Source organism: Ruegeria sp. AH3 (assembly GCF_056536265.1).
On the sequence record NZ_JBQFJL010000001.1, the window covers coordinates 569,605 to 583,738 of the forward strand.

14 protein-coding genes are annotated in these 14,134 nt (G+C 59.4%); 9 read left to right on the top strand and 5 right to left on the bottom strand.

Annotated features, from left to right (window positions below; genetic code table 11):
• Nucleotides 1-72: 72 nt before the first annotated feature.
• The 7 genes from ACR3EM_RS02755 (at nt 73) to upp (ending at nt 6,457) form a co-directional block, all read left to right on the top strand.
• Nucleotides 73-771 (top strand): hypothetical protein, encoded by a 699-nt coding sequence (locus ACR3EM_RS02755; RefSeq protein WP_480469290.1) that lies wholly within the window; start codon nt 73-75, stop codon nt 769-771.
• Nucleotides 740-1,837: a cupin domain-containing protein gene (locus ACR3EM_RS02760; RefSeq protein ID WP_480469291.1), complete on the top strand. Its 1,098-nt coding sequence runs from the start codon at nt 740-742 to the stop codon at nt 1,835-1,837. The genes ACR3EM_RS02755 and ACR3EM_RS02760 overlap by 32 nt, the downstream gene beginning before the upstream one ends.
• Nucleotides 1,838-1,912: 75 nt before the next feature.
• Nucleotides 1,913-2,329, top strand: a complete 417-nt coding sequence (locus tag ACR3EM_RS02765) for a cytidine deaminase (RefSeq protein ID WP_480469292.1) — start codon at nt 1,913-1,915, stop codon at nt 2,327-2,329.
• Entirely contained in the window at nt 2,330-3,637 is a 1,308-nt protein-coding gene (locus tag ACR3EM_RS02770) for a thymidine phosphorylase (protein ID WP_480469293.1), read from the top strand.
• Nucleotides 3,634-4,845, top strand: a complete 1,212-nt coding sequence (locus ACR3EM_RS02775) for a phosphopentomutase (RefSeq protein WP_480469294.1) — start codon at nt 3,634-3,636, stop codon at nt 4,843-4,845. Before ACR3EM_RS02770 ends, ACR3EM_RS02775 begins: the two co-directional genes overlap by 4 nt.
• On the top strand, nt 4,842-5,828 hold the full coding sequence (locus ACR3EM_RS02780) for an adenosine deaminase (RefSeq protein WP_480469295.1): 987 nt from the start codon (nt 4,842-4,844) through the stop codon (nt 5,826-5,828). Before ACR3EM_RS02775 ends, ACR3EM_RS02780 begins: the two co-directional genes overlap by 4 nt.
• Nucleotides 5,825-6,457: a uracil phosphoribosyltransferase gene (upp, locus tag ACR3EM_RS02785; RefSeq protein WP_480469296.1), complete on the top strand. Its 633-nt coding sequence runs from the start codon at nt 5,825-5,827 to the stop codon at nt 6,455-6,457. Before ACR3EM_RS02780 ends, upp begins: the two co-directional genes overlap by 4 nt.
• 3 nt (nt 6,458-6,460) lie before the next feature.
• Here the strand turns inward: upp and ACR3EM_RS02790 are convergent, their stop codons facing one another.
• Nucleotides 6,461-7,474, bottom strand: coding sequence for a hypothetical protein (locus ACR3EM_RS02790; RefSeq protein WP_480469297.1), 1,014 nt, complete (start codon nt 7,472-7,474; stop codon nt 6,461-6,463).
• Nucleotides 7,475-7,616: 142 nt separating this feature from the next.
• On the opposite strand from ACR3EM_RS02790, the gene ACR3EM_RS02795 reads away from it, so the two are divergent.
• Both ACR3EM_RS02795 and ACR3EM_RS02800 read left to right on the top strand, forming a co-directional pair.
• On the top strand, nt 7,617-8,549 hold the full coding sequence (locus ACR3EM_RS02795; RefSeq protein WP_480469298.1) for a DMT family transporter: 933 nt from the start codon (nt 7,617-7,619) through the stop codon (nt 8,547-8,549).
• Between the two features lie 286 nt (nt 8,550-8,835).
• A complete protein-coding gene (locus ACR3EM_RS02800; RefSeq protein ID WP_480469299.1) occupies nt 8,836-9,531 on the top strand; it encodes a Hint domain-containing protein in 696 nt (231 codons plus the stop codon).
• 58 nt (nt 9,532-9,589) lie between these two features.
• Here the strand turns inward: ACR3EM_RS02800 and ACR3EM_RS02805 are convergent, their stop codons facing one another.
• Genes ACR3EM_RS02805 through ACR3EM_RS02820 form a run of 4 tightly spaced genes read right to left on the bottom strand, consistent with a single transcriptional unit; the run spans nt 9,590 to nt 14,134 of the window.
• Nucleotides 9,590-11,791: a 3-hydroxyacyl-CoA dehydrogenase NAD-binding domain-containing protein gene (locus tag ACR3EM_RS02805; protein ID WP_480469300.1), complete on the bottom strand. Its 2,202-nt coding sequence runs from the start codon at nt 11,789-11,791 to the stop codon at nt 9,590-9,592.
• Nucleotides 11,784-12,272: a cupin domain-containing protein gene (locus tag ACR3EM_RS02810; protein WP_480469301.1), complete on the bottom strand. Its 489-nt coding sequence runs from the start codon at nt 12,270-12,272 to the stop codon at nt 11,784-11,786. Before ACR3EM_RS02810 ends, ACR3EM_RS02805 begins: the two co-directional genes overlap by 8 nt.
• The gene (locus ACR3EM_RS02815) at nt 12,272-13,483 is read right to left on the bottom strand and encodes an acetyl-CoA C-acetyltransferase (protein ID WP_480469302.1); all 1,212 of its coding nucleotides are present in this window, start codon (nt 13,481-13,483) and stop codon (nt 12,272-12,274) included. The genes ACR3EM_RS02810 and ACR3EM_RS02815 overlap by 1 nt, the downstream gene beginning before the upstream one ends.
• Nucleotides 13,484-13,495: 12 nt before the next feature.
• Nucleotides 13,496-14,134: a glutathione S-transferase family protein gene (locus tag ACR3EM_RS02820; protein WP_480469303.1), complete on the bottom strand. Its 639-nt coding sequence runs from the start codon at nt 14,132-14,134 to the stop codon at nt 13,496-13,498.

Here is a 14,134-nt window from a genome sequence, read left to right on the forward strand (position 1 = left end):
TTGTCACAAATCCTTTACATACGGCCAATTCGCCAGAATATTACTAGTTTCGCAGGCGGCAGGGCTTCGAGCATGAGCTACAAAGACGATCACCGCAGCGTGCCGGTTGGCACTCACACCTATTCCACGTCTGGCACAGGCTGGTTTCCACTTGGCTTGGCGCTGTCTGTGGCTGCCGTGTTCCTGTGTGCAGTCGCGATCTGGCCACAGCAGGCCGCCACTTTCAACCAGGAAGGCGGTTTGATTGAGACCCTTTCGGCGGCGGCCTTGTTCATGGCGGGGCTGGTGGCGTTGATCCGGTATCGCGGACTGGCGCGGATGTATATCGGGCTCGTCTGTCTGCTTTTGGCGGAACGAGAGCTTGAAGCTGATATCTATGCCGAAAACAGCCTGCCTTTCATGGTGCTAAACAGTTTTGATACGATACTGGACCTGACCGCAGTGCGGGTCGCGCTGGCGTTGGTCGTCATAGGCGGGGCCGTATGGCATGGCATCCCCGACGCCTGGAGGGCGATCAAGCTCCGCGCTCCGTTCATGCTGGTGTTTTTGGGCGCCGGAAGCGTGGCCGTGATCGCTCAGCTTCTGGAGGAAGTAAGTGGTTTTTTCGAGGCCAGCCTTTCGGTCACGATGGCCGCGCGGTTGTTTGCTCTCGAAGAAACGCTCGAGATGTACTTTTCGGTTGGCATTTTGGCCGCTGTTCTGATCGGATGGCCAAAATCGAAGACTGAAGAGACAGCTAATGACCTCCACCGAAAGCCAGACGCGCGCTGAAATTCGCCTGCCGACCCAGGAATTACGGAACGATATCCCGTTTTACACCAAAGTTCTTGGGATGCGGATGGATATGATCTATCCGGCCGATGACCCACGGATCGCGGTATTTTCGGGCCATGGGCTGCGGCTGCGGGTTGAAAAGGATGCGCCAGAGGCCGCAGGTACTCTGCGCATTCTCACAAACGACCCGGACGGCTTTGCCGATGGTCAGCGCAGTCTTGTCGCTCCGAATGGCACGCGGGTTGAGATTGAGGCATTGAACCCTCCGATGGTGATGCCCGACACGATACATTCCTTCGTGGTGCGCAGGCTGAAGGACCAGGCACCCTGGATCATCGGACGCGCCGGGATGCACTACCGCGATCTGGTGCCGGACCGGTTGGGCGGATCGATCATCGCCAGCCATATCCGCATTCCCGATGGCGGACCGGTGCCGGATATGGTGCATTTCCATAAGGTCGGATTTCAGCTGATCTTCTGCATCCATGGCTGGGTCGATGTGGTCTATGAGGATCAGGGCGACAAGATGCGTCTGACCGCAGGAGATTGCTTTATCCAGCCGCCGGAAATTCGCCACCGGGTGCTTGAGGCGTCTGATAATGTTCAGGTGATCGAGATCGGCGTGCCCGCCGAACACGTGACCGAAATCGACCATCAGATGGAGCTTCCGACGTCGCAGTATCGCCCAGATCGAGAATGGCAAGGGCAGCGTTTCGTCTACAATCAGGCCAAAGACGCCGAATGGGGTCCCTTCCGCCTGCCGGGCTATATTTGTCGCGACACGACAATTGCCGAGAACACCAAGAGGGTGGCCGGTGTTCAGGTCGTACGCCGAGGGCAAGGCGTGCCGGAATGGGCCAGCCATGATACGGATATTCACTTTACCTTCGTCATGAATGGCGAGGTCACGTTGGAGGGCGAGGGGCGCGAACCCCATCGGTTGGAACAGGGTGATGCCTTCGTGATCCCGCCCGGCATGCGCACTCGCCTGTCCGAACCTTCCGACGATATCGAATTGCTCGAAGTCACGTTGCCCGGAACGTTCAATACCACGATTGGCTAGAAGGCTGTGGAAATCAGCGCTTGAAGGGCTTCAAATTCTGCTACGCTTTCCGTTAGAGTGGGGTTTTCTGACCAGATGATCAAAAATCGGGAATCGCCCATGTCTCTGAAAGATGCCGCGCTCGCCGTTCGGGAAAACGCCCATGCGCCTTATTCCAATTTCAAGGTTGGGGCCGCGATCCGGTCAGGCTCGGGTACGGTATATTCCGGATGCAATGTCGAGAACGTAGCTTATCCCGAAGGCACTTGCGCAGAGGCTGGGGCAATCGCGGCAATGGTGGCCGCCGGTGAGAAAGAACTGACCGAAGTCTATGTGGTCGCCAGCAGCCTGCATCCTGTGCCGCCTTGCGGAGGGTGCCGCCAGAAACTGGCCGAGTTCGGAAAAGGAAACGTCGTGGTCACGATGGCGACGGTTGACGGGCTGGAAACCAATACGACAATTGCCGACCTGTTACCGGGTGCTTTTGACGCTTCGCATATGGAAGACAGCTGAATGGACGCGCGTTCGATCATCGCCAAGCTGCGCCGTCATGAGGTGCCTACAGGCGAAGAGTTGCGTTGGTTCGCGCAGGGTCTGGCCGATGGTGGCGTCAGCGATGCGCAGGCCGGGGCCTTTGCCATGGCCGTCTGCATGGGCGGGCTGGGCGCGCAGGGTCGGGCCGATCTGACCATTGCCATGCGCGACAGCGGCGAGGTGCTGCACTGGGATTTGGATGGCCCGGTGATCGATAAGCATTCAACCGGTGGGGTGGGGGATTGCGTCAGCCTCGTGCTGGCCCCGGCGCTGGCGGAATGCGGGGCCTATGTGCCGATGATCTCAGGGCGTGGACTAGGTCATACCGGCGGCACGCTGGACAAGCTTGAGGCGATCCCGGGTGTGGCCACACAAATCGGACAGGGCCGTCTGGCGCAGGTCCTGAAAGAAACCGGTGCCGCGATTGTTGGCGCGACGGGACAGATCGCACCAGCGGACAAAAGGCTCTATGCAATACGCGATGTGACGGCAACGGTGGAAAGCCTCGATCTGATCACGGCGTCGATCCTGTCCAAGAAACTGGCGGCCAGCCCCGATGCGCTGGTGCTGGACGTCAAGGTGGGAAGCGGTGCGTTCATGAAAACGCTGGATGATGCACGCAAGCTGGCAAAGGCGCTAACCGAGACGGCGAATACGGCGGGGTGTAAAACCTCGGCTGTGATTACCGACATGAACCAACCGCTGGCCCCGGCGCTGGGCAACGCGCTGGAAGTGGCTGAGGTGATGAAGGTTATGACCAGCGGACAAGACTCGCCCCTGGCCCATATCTCTGCTGAATTGGGCGGCGTTTTGATGGCCGATGCGGGAATGTGCGCCTCGGCTGAAGAGGGCACGGCGCAGGTCACCGAAGTGATCCGCGATGGTCGTGCTGCCGAACGGTTTGGCCGCATGATGGCTGCCATGGGCGGGCCGGTGCATTTCGTCGACACCTGGGCGCGCTTCCTGCCCGAGGCAAATGTGATTCAGGAGGTGCCCGCTCCGCGCGATGGCTATGTCTCGACCATTGATGGTGAGGCGCTTGGCCTGGCCGTGGTCGCGCTGGGCGGCGGACGTCAGGTCGAAAGCGACGAGATTGATCCGGCGGTCGGGTTGTCGGGCATCTTGCGGCTGGGCGAGAAGGTCCAGAAAGGCGCACCATTGGCCGTGGTCCACGCGGCGCGCGAAGACGCGGCGCGGCAGGCGTCTGAGGCGGTGTTGAACGCAATGACGCTCAGCGATGCACCCGCCGACCAACCACCCCATGTGCACGAGAGGATCAGCGCATGAGCCGCGCTTTCCTTGTGGTCATGGACTCAGTTGGGATCGGTGGTGCGCCGGATGCCGATCAGTTCTTCAACGGCACCGCGCCGGATACTGGCGCGAACACCTTGGCCCATATCGCGCATGCGTGTGCGGAAGGGCGCGCTGAAGATGGACGCTCAGGCCCTTTACACCTGCCCAATCTTGATGCGTTGGGGCTGGGCGCGGCAGTGCGGCTGGCCTCGGGTGATGACGCGCCGGGGTTGGAAGCCGCGCCAACAGGGCTTTGGGGCTGCGCGCGCGAGTATTCACCGGGGAAGGATACGCCCTCGGGCCATTGGGAACTGGCGGGATTGCCCGTCCCGTGGGACTGGCACTATTTCCCGGATACCAAACCTGCGTTTCCCGTCGATCTTAGCCGCGCTGCTGCCGATGCCGCAGGCACCGAAGGTATCCTTGGCAATTGCCACGCATCGGGCACAGCCATCATCGCCGATCTTGGGGCCGAGCATATGCGTACTGGCTGGCCCATCTGCTATACCTCTGCTGACAGCGTGTTCCAGATTACCGCGCATGAGGAGAGCTTTGGCCTCGACCGTTTGCTGGACATGTGCCGCACGCTTGCACCGCAATTGCATGAGATGAAGGTGGGCCGCGTGATCGCGCGGCCTTTCGTTGGAACGGTTGAGGACGGTTTCACCCGCACCACCAATCGCAAAGACTTTGCCATCCTCCCGCCCGCGCCGGTGCTGACGAACTGGGTGCAGGACGCAGGCCGTCGTGTTCATGCGGTGGGCAAGATCGGTGATATCTTCTCGATGCAGGGGATCGATACGCTGCGCAAAGGATCGGACGCCGAACTGATGGGCCACCTGTCCGATCTGGTAAACGTGGCCGAAGAGGGCAGCCTGACATTCGCCAATTTCGTCGAGTTCGACAGCCTCTATGGTCATCGCCGGGATATCGGTGGCTATGCCCGTGCGTTGGAATGGTTCGACCGCGAAATCGGGGCGGTGCTGAAAAAGCTGCGCCCCGGCGACCTAATGCTGCTGACTGCCGATCACGGTAATGATCCCAGTTGGACAGGTACCGATCACACGCGAGAGCAGGTTCCGGTACTGGTGGCCGGGCAGGGCGCGGGTGAAATCGGACAGATCAATTTCGCCGATGTTGCTGCCAGCGTCGCGCACCATCTGGACATCCCGGCACAAGGGCCGGGGCGGAGTTTTCTATGACCGTTGCCGACTTGCCCAAGATCGAATTGCACCTGCATCACGAAGGCGCGGCTCCACCCGCGTTCATCCGCCAGTTGGCGCATGAAAAGCGCATCGATCTGAGCGGTATTTTCAAAACCGACGGAACCTATGATTTCCGTGACTTTACTCATTTCCTCAGCGTCTACGAGGCCGCCTGCGAAGTGCTGAAATCGCCTGAAGATTTTCGCCGCCTGACGCTGGCGATCCTCGAAGAAAGCGCTGCGAATGGTGTAGTCTATTCCGAGACCTTCCTTAGCCCGGATTTCTGCGGTGGTGGCGATCTGCACGCGTGGAGAGATTATCTGACCGCCATTCAGGATGCAGCGGACGAAGCCGAACGTAAATTCAACATCACCCTGCGTGGGGTTGTTACCTGCGTTCGCCATTTTGGCCCCGAACAAGCCAAGCACAGCGCCTTTTGTGCGGCAGAGACAGCAGGCGACTGGATCACCGGCTTTGGCATGGGCGGTAATGAAGGCGTTCATACGCAGGGCGATTTCGCGTGGGCTTTTGATTGCGCCTGCGAGGCAGGATTGCGGCTGACCACCCATGCAGGAGAATTTGGCGGACCGGAAAGCGTGCGCGATGCCATTCGTGATCTGGGGGTCGAACGGGTCGGACACGGCGTGCGTGCGATCGAGGACCCGGACCTGATCCGCGAACTCGTTGACAGAGACGTGACGCTTGAAGTTTGCCCAGGCTCGAACGTGGTGCTGGGTCTGTTTCCCGATTTCGCTGCCCACCCGATTGCCAGATTGCGCGATGCGGGTGTGAAGGTCACGGTTTCAACTGATGATCCGCCGTTTTTTCACACCACAATGCGGCGCGAATATGAGATGCTGGCCGCAGCCTTTGGCTGGGATGCCGAAGATTTCGCCGCGTTGAATCAGAATGCCCTGAATGCGGCCTTTTGCGATGAAGACACCCGTGCGCGGGTCAAGAAAAGACTGGAGAACTCATGAGCGAACATCTGACCGTCGTCGACCACCCGTTGGTGCAACACAAGCTGACGCTCATGCGGGACAAAGGCACCTCGACCGCAGTGTTCCGGCAGTTGCTGCGCGAGATCACGCTGCTGCTGGCCTATGAGGTTACGCGAGAGATGTCGCTGACCACTCGCCACATCGAAACCCCTATGGAGGAGATGGATGCCCCCATTCTGGCGGGCAAGAAACTGGCTCTGGTCTCGATCCTGCGGGCCGGGAACGGCATGCTGGACGGGGTGCTGGAACTCATCCCTTCGGCCCGTGTGGGCTTTGTCGGACTCTATCGGGATGAAGAGACGTTGAAGCCAGTGCAGTATTACTTCAAGGCGCCGGAAGGGCTGAAGGACCGTTTGGTGATTGCGGTTGATCCGATGTTGGCCACGGGCAACAGCTCGGCTGCAGCGATCGACCTGCTGAAAGAGCAGGGCGCCACGGATATTCGCTTCCTCTGCCTGCTGGCCGCCCCCGAAGGCGTGGCACGTATGAAAGAGGCGCATCCCGATGTGAAAATCGTTACGGCTGCGCTGGATCGCGAGTTGAACTCGAAGGGCTATATCATGCCCGGGCTGGGTGATGCCGGCGACCGGATGTTTGGCACCAAATAGGCACTATTGTCCGCAAATATTCTGCAGCCGGACCCAATCGCGGTCCGGCAGTACCTGTTCAAGTGTCCGTCCTGCCATCGGGTCGGCTTCGATCAGGCTCAGAACCGTTTCTCCGGTAATATCATGCGCGTAAGCGTATGGGGTTGAGGGCAGGGCGGCTTGCGCGAAGACTGCTAGCAGCGCATCGTCGGTGATCACAGGGCGCGGTTCTGACAGCACTTCCTCGGTGTAGGTGTCTATGATCTCGGGCGTCAGCCCGCCTGTGGTTAGCAACCGGAATGCCGCGGCGGGGCCGGTTCGGTCCAACAACTCATCCAACGGATCCTGCTGCGCTGCGCGTGCCCGCGCTGCAATCACGTAGCCTGCTGCGACGGCGGGATCCTCGTGATCCTCGACCAATGCCCGGTTCAACAGGACCGTCCCACCCGGAAGGCTGAGGCTGTCCGACAAGCCTGCTGGCAGGATCACGATCTGTCGTACACCTGTTCGGCGGGCCAACTGGTCCAGCGAGGCTTGCGCGTCCGGCGAGGCGCAGGCCTTGCCCGAGACGCGTTCGATCCGGTGCAGGATCGTATCGCCGATCTCCTGCCGCTTGATCTCGGGCACAACGGCGACCACATGGCGCTGTAGCGCACCGGGCAGCCAGAACAGCAGCAGTGCAGTAACCGCCAGCACCACACCTGCCACACTGAGCCAGCGCAGCCGACCGGGATGTGGTCGGGCACGATCAATGGCGCGTTGCAGGCGATCAATGGCCTCGATCATGGTGGTCTCGGTCTCAGGCAGCTCCAGCGTTTCGCCCGGATCGCCATCGGGATTGAAAATCGCCGGATAGGCACCGGGGTTTTGACGTTCCAATGCAGCCAGCGACCAGTGGGTCAGAGCCCGGTCATTGAAATCCGAGATTGTCAAAGTTGCTTCCCCAATGGACACAACAACCTCACGCCGTTGCTCATCGGGCGTAGGGCGCCACAGACCGGTAGCTTCGATCCGCTGGTACTGTTTGAGTGCCGTCATCGGGTAATGCTGCTCGAGTAATATTTTCCTCTGAGTCTAGCATGTTGAAAACCAACGGCGCAAACCTGTTGCGCATGGTTCCGAAAATATGCTGACTGTGCCGGACCGGGCAGGCGAATTTGAGGCTAGGGTGGAGGCACGGGTGGAACAAGACAGATCCTCGGTACTGGCATCGCTTCTGATGGTCTGCTCGATGATGATCATCGGGGTTATCGACAATTTTGTGATTCGTCTGGCAGAGACCATTGGGCTTTGGCAGTTTCACCTGAGCCGCGCCCTGTTGATGCTGCCTTTGATCGGTTGCCTGTCTCTGCTGGGGCTGGGCAGCCTCAGGCCACAGCGATACGGTATCGTGGCTTTGCGCAGCATTCTGATTACTGTGGCAATGCTATTTTATTTTAGTGCACTTGCTTTGATGCCAATTGCACAGGCGCTTGCAGGTTTGTTCACATCGCCGATCTTTGTGCTGCTCATTTCTGCCCTGGTCCTGAAGCAAAACATCGGCCCGTGGAGGATTACCGCAGTCCTGCTGGGCTTTGCAGGCATCCTTTGTGTGTTGCAACCCGATCCGAATGCTTTTGATTTCAAAACGCTGCTTCCGGTCGCCGGTGGATTCTTCTATGCCCTGAGCGCGGTCGTGACACGGACGCATTGTTCGAACGAGAGCACGGTCGCTCTGCTGGCCGCGATGGTGGTGACACTCGGTCTGGCTGGCGGCGTAGGTTTGGTATGGCTGGCGTTGTTCCCGCTTGAGGCCACGCCGGGCCCAGATGGCTTTGCAATGCGCGGCTGGGTTTGGCCAATATACGAAGCAGCCCCCTGGCTCGCGATACAAGCCGTCTGCTCGACGATCGCGGTGTTCATGCTGATCAAGGCCTATCAGTTGGGCGAGCCGTCATATGTCGCGGTATTCGAATACTCGGTCATGATCTTCGGCCCGCTGTTCGCGTGGGTGGCCTTTGGGCAGTCGGTTGGCCCCATGCAGATTCTGGGTATCGGTATGATCGCCACGACCGGAGTGTTACTGGGCTGGAGAGAGCGTCAGCTGCTGTTAAGGCAATCTCAGGCAAGCTGATCGGCAATCCGGATTCGGGTCTGGCTGTCTGCTTTCGTTTCCTCAAACTGCCTAAATCTACTTTCGTGCGTGGGTTTGTTCATGGAATCCCGGTGAAAAACGCCGAAATTAGGCCAAATTAGCCATAAATATGGCGAAACTAAGATGCTTTGAGGCACAAAGATCTCACCCTTCTGAATTTGTTTGAAGGTGCCAAAAGGGGGGAAGGCACGTGTTAGAAGTAGTGAGTGTTTCGGGGTATTCGAAACAAGAAGACAGAGGCCGAGAGGCCTTTTCGGGGAAAGCCGTGTCAGTACGTCGTGGGGGCCTGCTGCACGGAACCAAGGTGGCAACGACCAGTGGCTGGAAGCTGGTTGAAACGCTGGTTGCGGGTGATCTGGTGCGCACATTGGATCATGGCTTTCGCGAGCTCAGGCGCATTTGCGTCGACCGCATCGTTGTCCCCGGCGATGAGAGACGGGCCGAGCATCTGCCAGTGCTCGTTCCGTCCCGCGCCGCCTATAACGGGCGGCCTGTCTGGCTGATGCCTGAACAGGGCATGGCGTTGGATCAGGGCAAGCTGGGGCTGGGGATAGAGGGCATCTCAATCGTGCCTGCACGTATGCTCAGCGGGGTGGGGCGGTTGCAGTCGCAAACACCGGCCCAGACCTTTGATGTAACGTCATTATTTTTCGATCAGGATGAGGTTGTCTTTATCGAAGGTGGTTTTCAGGCTTATTGCCCATCGGGACGCATGGTCGCCTCTGCGGGGATATCAAACGCCTATGAAGTCGCTGACGCCGAAGATGCCGAACTGCTGGTCGAAGCGGTTGCGACCAAGGGCGATATATCCGCCTTTGCAAACCCGTTGGGTGCGCTGCCTGCACCCATCCCGCAAGAACCAATATTCCCGATCCGGCCTCCCCTAGGGATACGCCGACCAGGGCGTCCGGGTCGGCCAAATGTGCCGCCCCTGTTTCTGCGGCCTGAATGGCAGACCTAACTTAACACTTCAAAAGAAAGATGCAGGCGCATGACCTCATGCGCCTGCATCACCTTGTTTAGGCGGCCTGAGCCTCGGGGTTGAAGCGGCCATAGAAGCTCTGACCTTTTTCCGCCATCTCGAGCAGCAGAGGCGGACAGGCGAAACGCTCGCCATAGGCCTCGGCCAGCTGATCGCAGCGTTCGGCGGCGTAAGGCGTGCCGATGATGTCCAGCCAGCTGAGCGGACCACCGGACCACGGCGCAAAGCCCCAACCCAGAATAGCGCCTACGTCGCCTTCGCGGATATCTTCCAGAACACCTTCTTCCAGCGCGCGGACCGCTTCCAGAACCTGCGCGAACATCAGACGTTCCTGCACTTCGATCAGGTCGGGCTGCGTCTCGGCCAAGGGGTACTTGTCTTGTAGGCCCTTCCAGTATTCGACGCGCTTGCCCTTGTCGTCATAGTCAAAGAAACCTGCGTTGGCCTTGCGGCCCAGACGGCCCTGTTCCTCCATCCAGAAGATCAGATCGTCTGACGGGCTTTCGGGATAGGCATTGCCCATTGCCGCCTTGGTCGCGCGTGCGATCTTGGCACCCAGATCGATCGAGGTCTCATCCGTCAACTGGATCGGCCCGACCGGGAAACCCAACTGGCGCGCGGCATTGTCGACCAGTACGGGGCTGATGCCCTCGGTGATCATGCGCGCGCCTTCGTTGATGTACGGGATGATGCAGCGGTTGGCGTAGAAGAAGCGTGCATCGTTGACCACGATCGGCGTCTTTCGAATCTGGCGCACATAGTCCAGAGCCTTAGCAACCGCACGATCACCGGTTTCCTTGCCCTTGATGATCTCGACCAGGAACATCTTTTCAACAGGTGAGAAGAAGTGGATGCCGATGAACTGCTCGGGCCGCACCGAGGCTTTCGCCAGATCGGTGATCGGCAGGGTCGAGGTGTTCGAGGCAAAGATGCAATCCTCGGGGATGATCGCCTCGACTTTCTTGGTCATTTCGGCCTTTACACCGGGATCCTCGAACACGGCTTCGATGATCAGGTCGCAGCCTTTCAGATGCTCCAGATCAGGGGTCGCTGTGATGCGGGCCAGCAGGGCCTCTTTCTTCTCAGCGGTGGCTTTGCCGCGTTTGATGCCCTTGTCCATGTAGCTTTCGCTATAGGCCTTGCCCTTGTCGGCAGCTTCCTGATCACGGTCGATTAGAACGACTTCCATACCAGCTTGAGCGGAGACCAGAGCGATACCGGCACCCATCATGCCAGCGCCTAGAACACCGATCTTCTTGACCCGCTGATCGGGTACATCCTTGGGCCGCACTGCGCCTTTCTCAAGCGCTTCCTTGTTCAGGAACAACGACCGGATCATCGCAGATGAGGACGGGTTCATCAGCACATTGGTAAACCAGCGCGCCTCGATCTTCAGGGCGGTGTCGAAATCGACCAGCGCGCCTTCGTAGATCGAACTCAGCAGAGCTTTGGCTGCCGGGAATGCACCTTGGGTTTTGCCGTTCACCATCGCGTTCGCACCAACGAAGGTCATGAAGCCAGCTGGGTGGTAGGGTGCGCCGCCGGGCATCTTGTAGCCCTTCGCGTCCCACGGTTTGACCAGATCGGCATCCTTGGCGTTCAGAACCCATTCTTTCGCCGCTGCGACCGGATCATCTGCAACCGCGTCGATCAGTTGTGCGCCTTTGGCTTTTTTCGGATCCATCATCTTGCCTTCCAGCAAGACGGGGGCTGCCGCCATCGCGCCGACCATACGGCTGAAACGCATGGTGCCGCCGCCGCCGGGGAAGATACCCAGCAGAATCTCGGGTAGGCCGATCTTGGCCTTTGGATTTGAAGTCATGACGCGGTGATGACAGGCCAACGCGATCTCGGTTCCGATCCCGGCGCATGTGCCGTTGATCGCGCACGCGACCGGTTTGCCGCCTTTTTTCGACTTGGGGTCCATGCCCGCCAGCTCCAGCCGACGCAGGATGTTGTGACCGCTCATGACGAAATCGAACAGAGCCTGAGCGGGTTCGTCACCAGCTTCCTGGCGGATCGTGGCTAGTGTGCTGAGGTCCATGCCGCCCGCAAACGAGCCTTCCTTGCCGCTGGTGATGACGATACCTTTGATCTCATCATCCGCCAGCGCCTGATCGATCAGTTCGCCGACCAGAGTGAACGCCTCGCGCGACAGCACGTTCATGGATTTGCCCGGAACGTCCCAGGTGATGAAGGCGACGCCGTCTGCGTCTTTGCTGAGGGTGAAATCAGTCATTGTCATCTCCAATCTGGTCAGCCGTCAGCGGGCTGCCGTCTTTCCGGGTGAAGGAGAATCCGTTCTCATCATCCTTCACCATCATGTCTATGTCGCTGTAATAGCCGGTCTCGGTCGGGGTCCGTGTGCCCACCACCAGAAAGGTCGCGGGCGCATCGGTCTTGTTCACAAGGTGATGGCCATTGGCCTCACCCGCGGGCCAGGCGGCACAGTCACCGGGCAGCATCTCATGCTCGCCATCATCGTCGATCAGCACGCATTGGCCGCTGAGCATGATGGCGAACTCGTCCTGTTCCATGTGGTAATGGCGCAGCGAGGACAGGGCCCCGGGTTCAAGCCGCACGATGTTGACTCCGAATTGGGTCAGACCTCCAGCATCTCCGACGCCTTGATTGAAACGGCCTCCGACCGCTTCGGCCAGTTTGCCGGGATAGGAGGAACCACCCCGAAACGGGATTTGGGAAAGGTCAAGCTTGGGCATCAGACACGCTCGATTATGGTTGCCGCACCCATGCCTGACGCAATGCAGAGCGTAGCCAAACCGGTTTCCTTGTCCTGACGTTCCAGCTCATCCAGCAGGGTGCCGATGATCATCGCACCGGTTGCACCCAGCGGGTGGCCCATCGCGATGGAGCCGCCGTTCACGTTGACCAACGCAGGGTCCACATCGAACGCCTGCTGGAAACGCAGCACGACCGATGCGAAGGCTTCGTTCACTTCGAACAGGTCCAGATCGCTGATCTTCATGCCGTTGTCGGCAAGGATCTTCTCGGTCACCGGAACTGGGCCGGTTAGCATGATTGTCGGGTCGGTGCCGATCTTGGCGGTCGCCTTGATGCGGGCGCGCGGCTTGAGGCCGTATTTCTCACCGAATTCCTTGTTGCCGATCAGAACAGCGGCAGAGCCGTCCACGATGCCCGAGCTGTTGCCTGCGTGGTGGATGTGGTTGATCCGCTCCAGATGCGGGTATTTCAGCATCGCGACTTTGTCGAAGCCGGGCATCTGCTCACCCATCATCTGGAAAGATGGGTTCAACGCGCCGAGGCTCTGCATGTCGGTGCCGGGGCGCATGTATTCGTCACGGTCCAGAATGGTCAGGCCGTTCTGGTCCTTGATGGTGATCACCGACTTTTCAAACCGGTTATCTTCCCAAGCCGCAGCTGCGCGTTTCTGAGATTCAACGGCCAGCGCATCGGCGTCGTCGCGGCTGAAACCATACTCGGTGGCGATAATGTCAGCCGAGATGCCTTGTGGTACGAAGTAGGTATCCATTGCCAGCGTCGGATCTACGGCAATCGCGGCACCATCGCTGCCCATGGCCACGCGGCCCATCATTTCAACGCCGCCCGCGATATAGGCTTCGCCTGCGCCGCCTTTGACTTGGTTCGCGGCCAGGTTCACGGCTTCCATTCCGCTCGCGCAGAACCGGTTGATCGCCAGACCGGGGATCGATTGGTCGAGGTCAGAAGCCAAAACCGCCGAGCGTGCCAGACAGCCGCCTTGCTCCATCACCTGCGTGACGTTGCCCCAGATCACATCCTCAACGGCGTGACCTTCCAGGTTGTTGCGCTCTTTCATCGCGTTCAGGGTCAGGGCGGACAGGCGCACCGAGGTTACCTCGTGCAGGCTGCCATCCTTGCGGCCCTTGCCGCGCGGAGTGCGCAGGGCGTCATAGATATAGGCTTCGGTCATGGGGTCTTCTCCTTAAGCTCGATCCGACGGGTTGCCGGGCATCAGGTCGTAGGGGTGTTTCCAGCCGGGCTGTTCGCTGAGGCGCGTCAGCCAGGCGTCGATGTTGGGCCAGTCGGCACGGTCAAAGCCGAATGGTTCGGGGTAGTAGAGGTAGCCGCAGCAGCTGAGATCGGCGTTGGTCACGCCGTCGCCAACGATCCAGTCGCGGCCCTCAAGGTGGGTATTCAGAACATCATAGGCCGCTTTCAGGCGGCCTTGGTTGAAGGCAATCACATCCGCATTGCGGTGTTCTTCGGGCAGGAAGTTGCACAAGAATCGGGTCATCCCCGCGTTTGAGCTGAGCTTGTGATTGTCCCACAGCACCCAGCGCAGGATGTCGTAGTTTTCTTCCCGTGTCTTACCGCCGAACTTACCCGACTTCTCGGTGACATAAGCCTGAATGGCGCCAGATTGGGAGGTCTTGAAATCACCATCGATCAGGAAAGGCGCTTCGCCCATCACGTTGACGTCCGTGCGGAACTCGGGGCTGCGGGTGACGCCCTTGAAGAAATCCACGAAGACCGGCTCCCAATCGAGCCCCGACATTTCGAGCGCGAGTGCCGCTTTGTATGAGTTGCCGCTTTCACCGAAGCAGTGCAGTTTAATAGTCAT

Excerpts from the sequence above, each read along its gene's own strand:
- ACR3EM_RS02805 (WP_480469300.1), bottom strand. The coding sequence starts at position 11,791 with ATGACTGATTTCACCCTCAGCAAAGACGCAGACGGCGTCGCCTTCATC.
- ACR3EM_RS02755 (WP_480469290.1), top strand. The coding sequence starts at position 73 with ATGAGCTACAAAGACGATCACCGCAGCGTGCCGGTTGGCACTCACACC.
- upp (WP_480469296.1), top strand. The coding sequence starts at position 5,825 with ATGAGCGAACATCTGACCGTCGTCGACCACCCGTTGGTGCAACACAAG.
- ACR3EM_RS02780 (WP_480469295.1), top strand. The coding sequence starts at position 4,842 with ATGACCGTTGCCGACTTGCCCAAGATCGAATTGCACCTGCATCACGAA.
- ACR3EM_RS02815 (WP_480469302.1), bottom strand. The coding sequence starts at position 13,483 with ATGACCGAAGCCTATATCTATGACGCCCTGCGCACTCCGCGCGGCAAG.
- ACR3EM_RS02770 (WP_480469293.1), top strand. The coding sequence starts at position 2,330 with ATGGACGCGCGTTCGATCATCGCCAAGCTGCGCCGTCATGAGGTGCCT.
- ACR3EM_RS02765 (WP_480469292.1), top strand. The coding sequence starts at position 1,913 with ATGATCAAAAATCGGGAATCGCCCATGTCTCTGAAAGATGCCGCGCTC.
- ACR3EM_RS02820 (WP_480469303.1), bottom strand. The coding sequence starts at position 14,134 with ATGACTATTAAACTGCACTGCTTCGGTGAAAGCGGCAACTCATACAAA.
- ACR3EM_RS02790 (WP_480469297.1), bottom strand. The coding sequence starts at position 7,474 with ATGACGGCACTCAAACAGTACCAGCGGATCGAAGCTACCGGTCTGTGG.
- ACR3EM_RS02775 (WP_480469294.1), top strand. The coding sequence starts at position 3,634 with ATGAGCCGCGCTTTCCTTGTGGTCATGGACTCAGTTGGGATCGGTGGT.
- ACR3EM_RS02760 (WP_480469291.1), top strand. The coding sequence starts at position 740 with ATGACCTCCACCGAAAGCCAGACGCGCGCTGAAATTCGCCTGCCGACC.
- ACR3EM_RS02810 (WP_480469301.1), bottom strand. The coding sequence starts at position 12,272 with ATGCCCAAGCTTGACCTTTCCCAAATCCCGTTTCGGGGTGGTTCCTCC.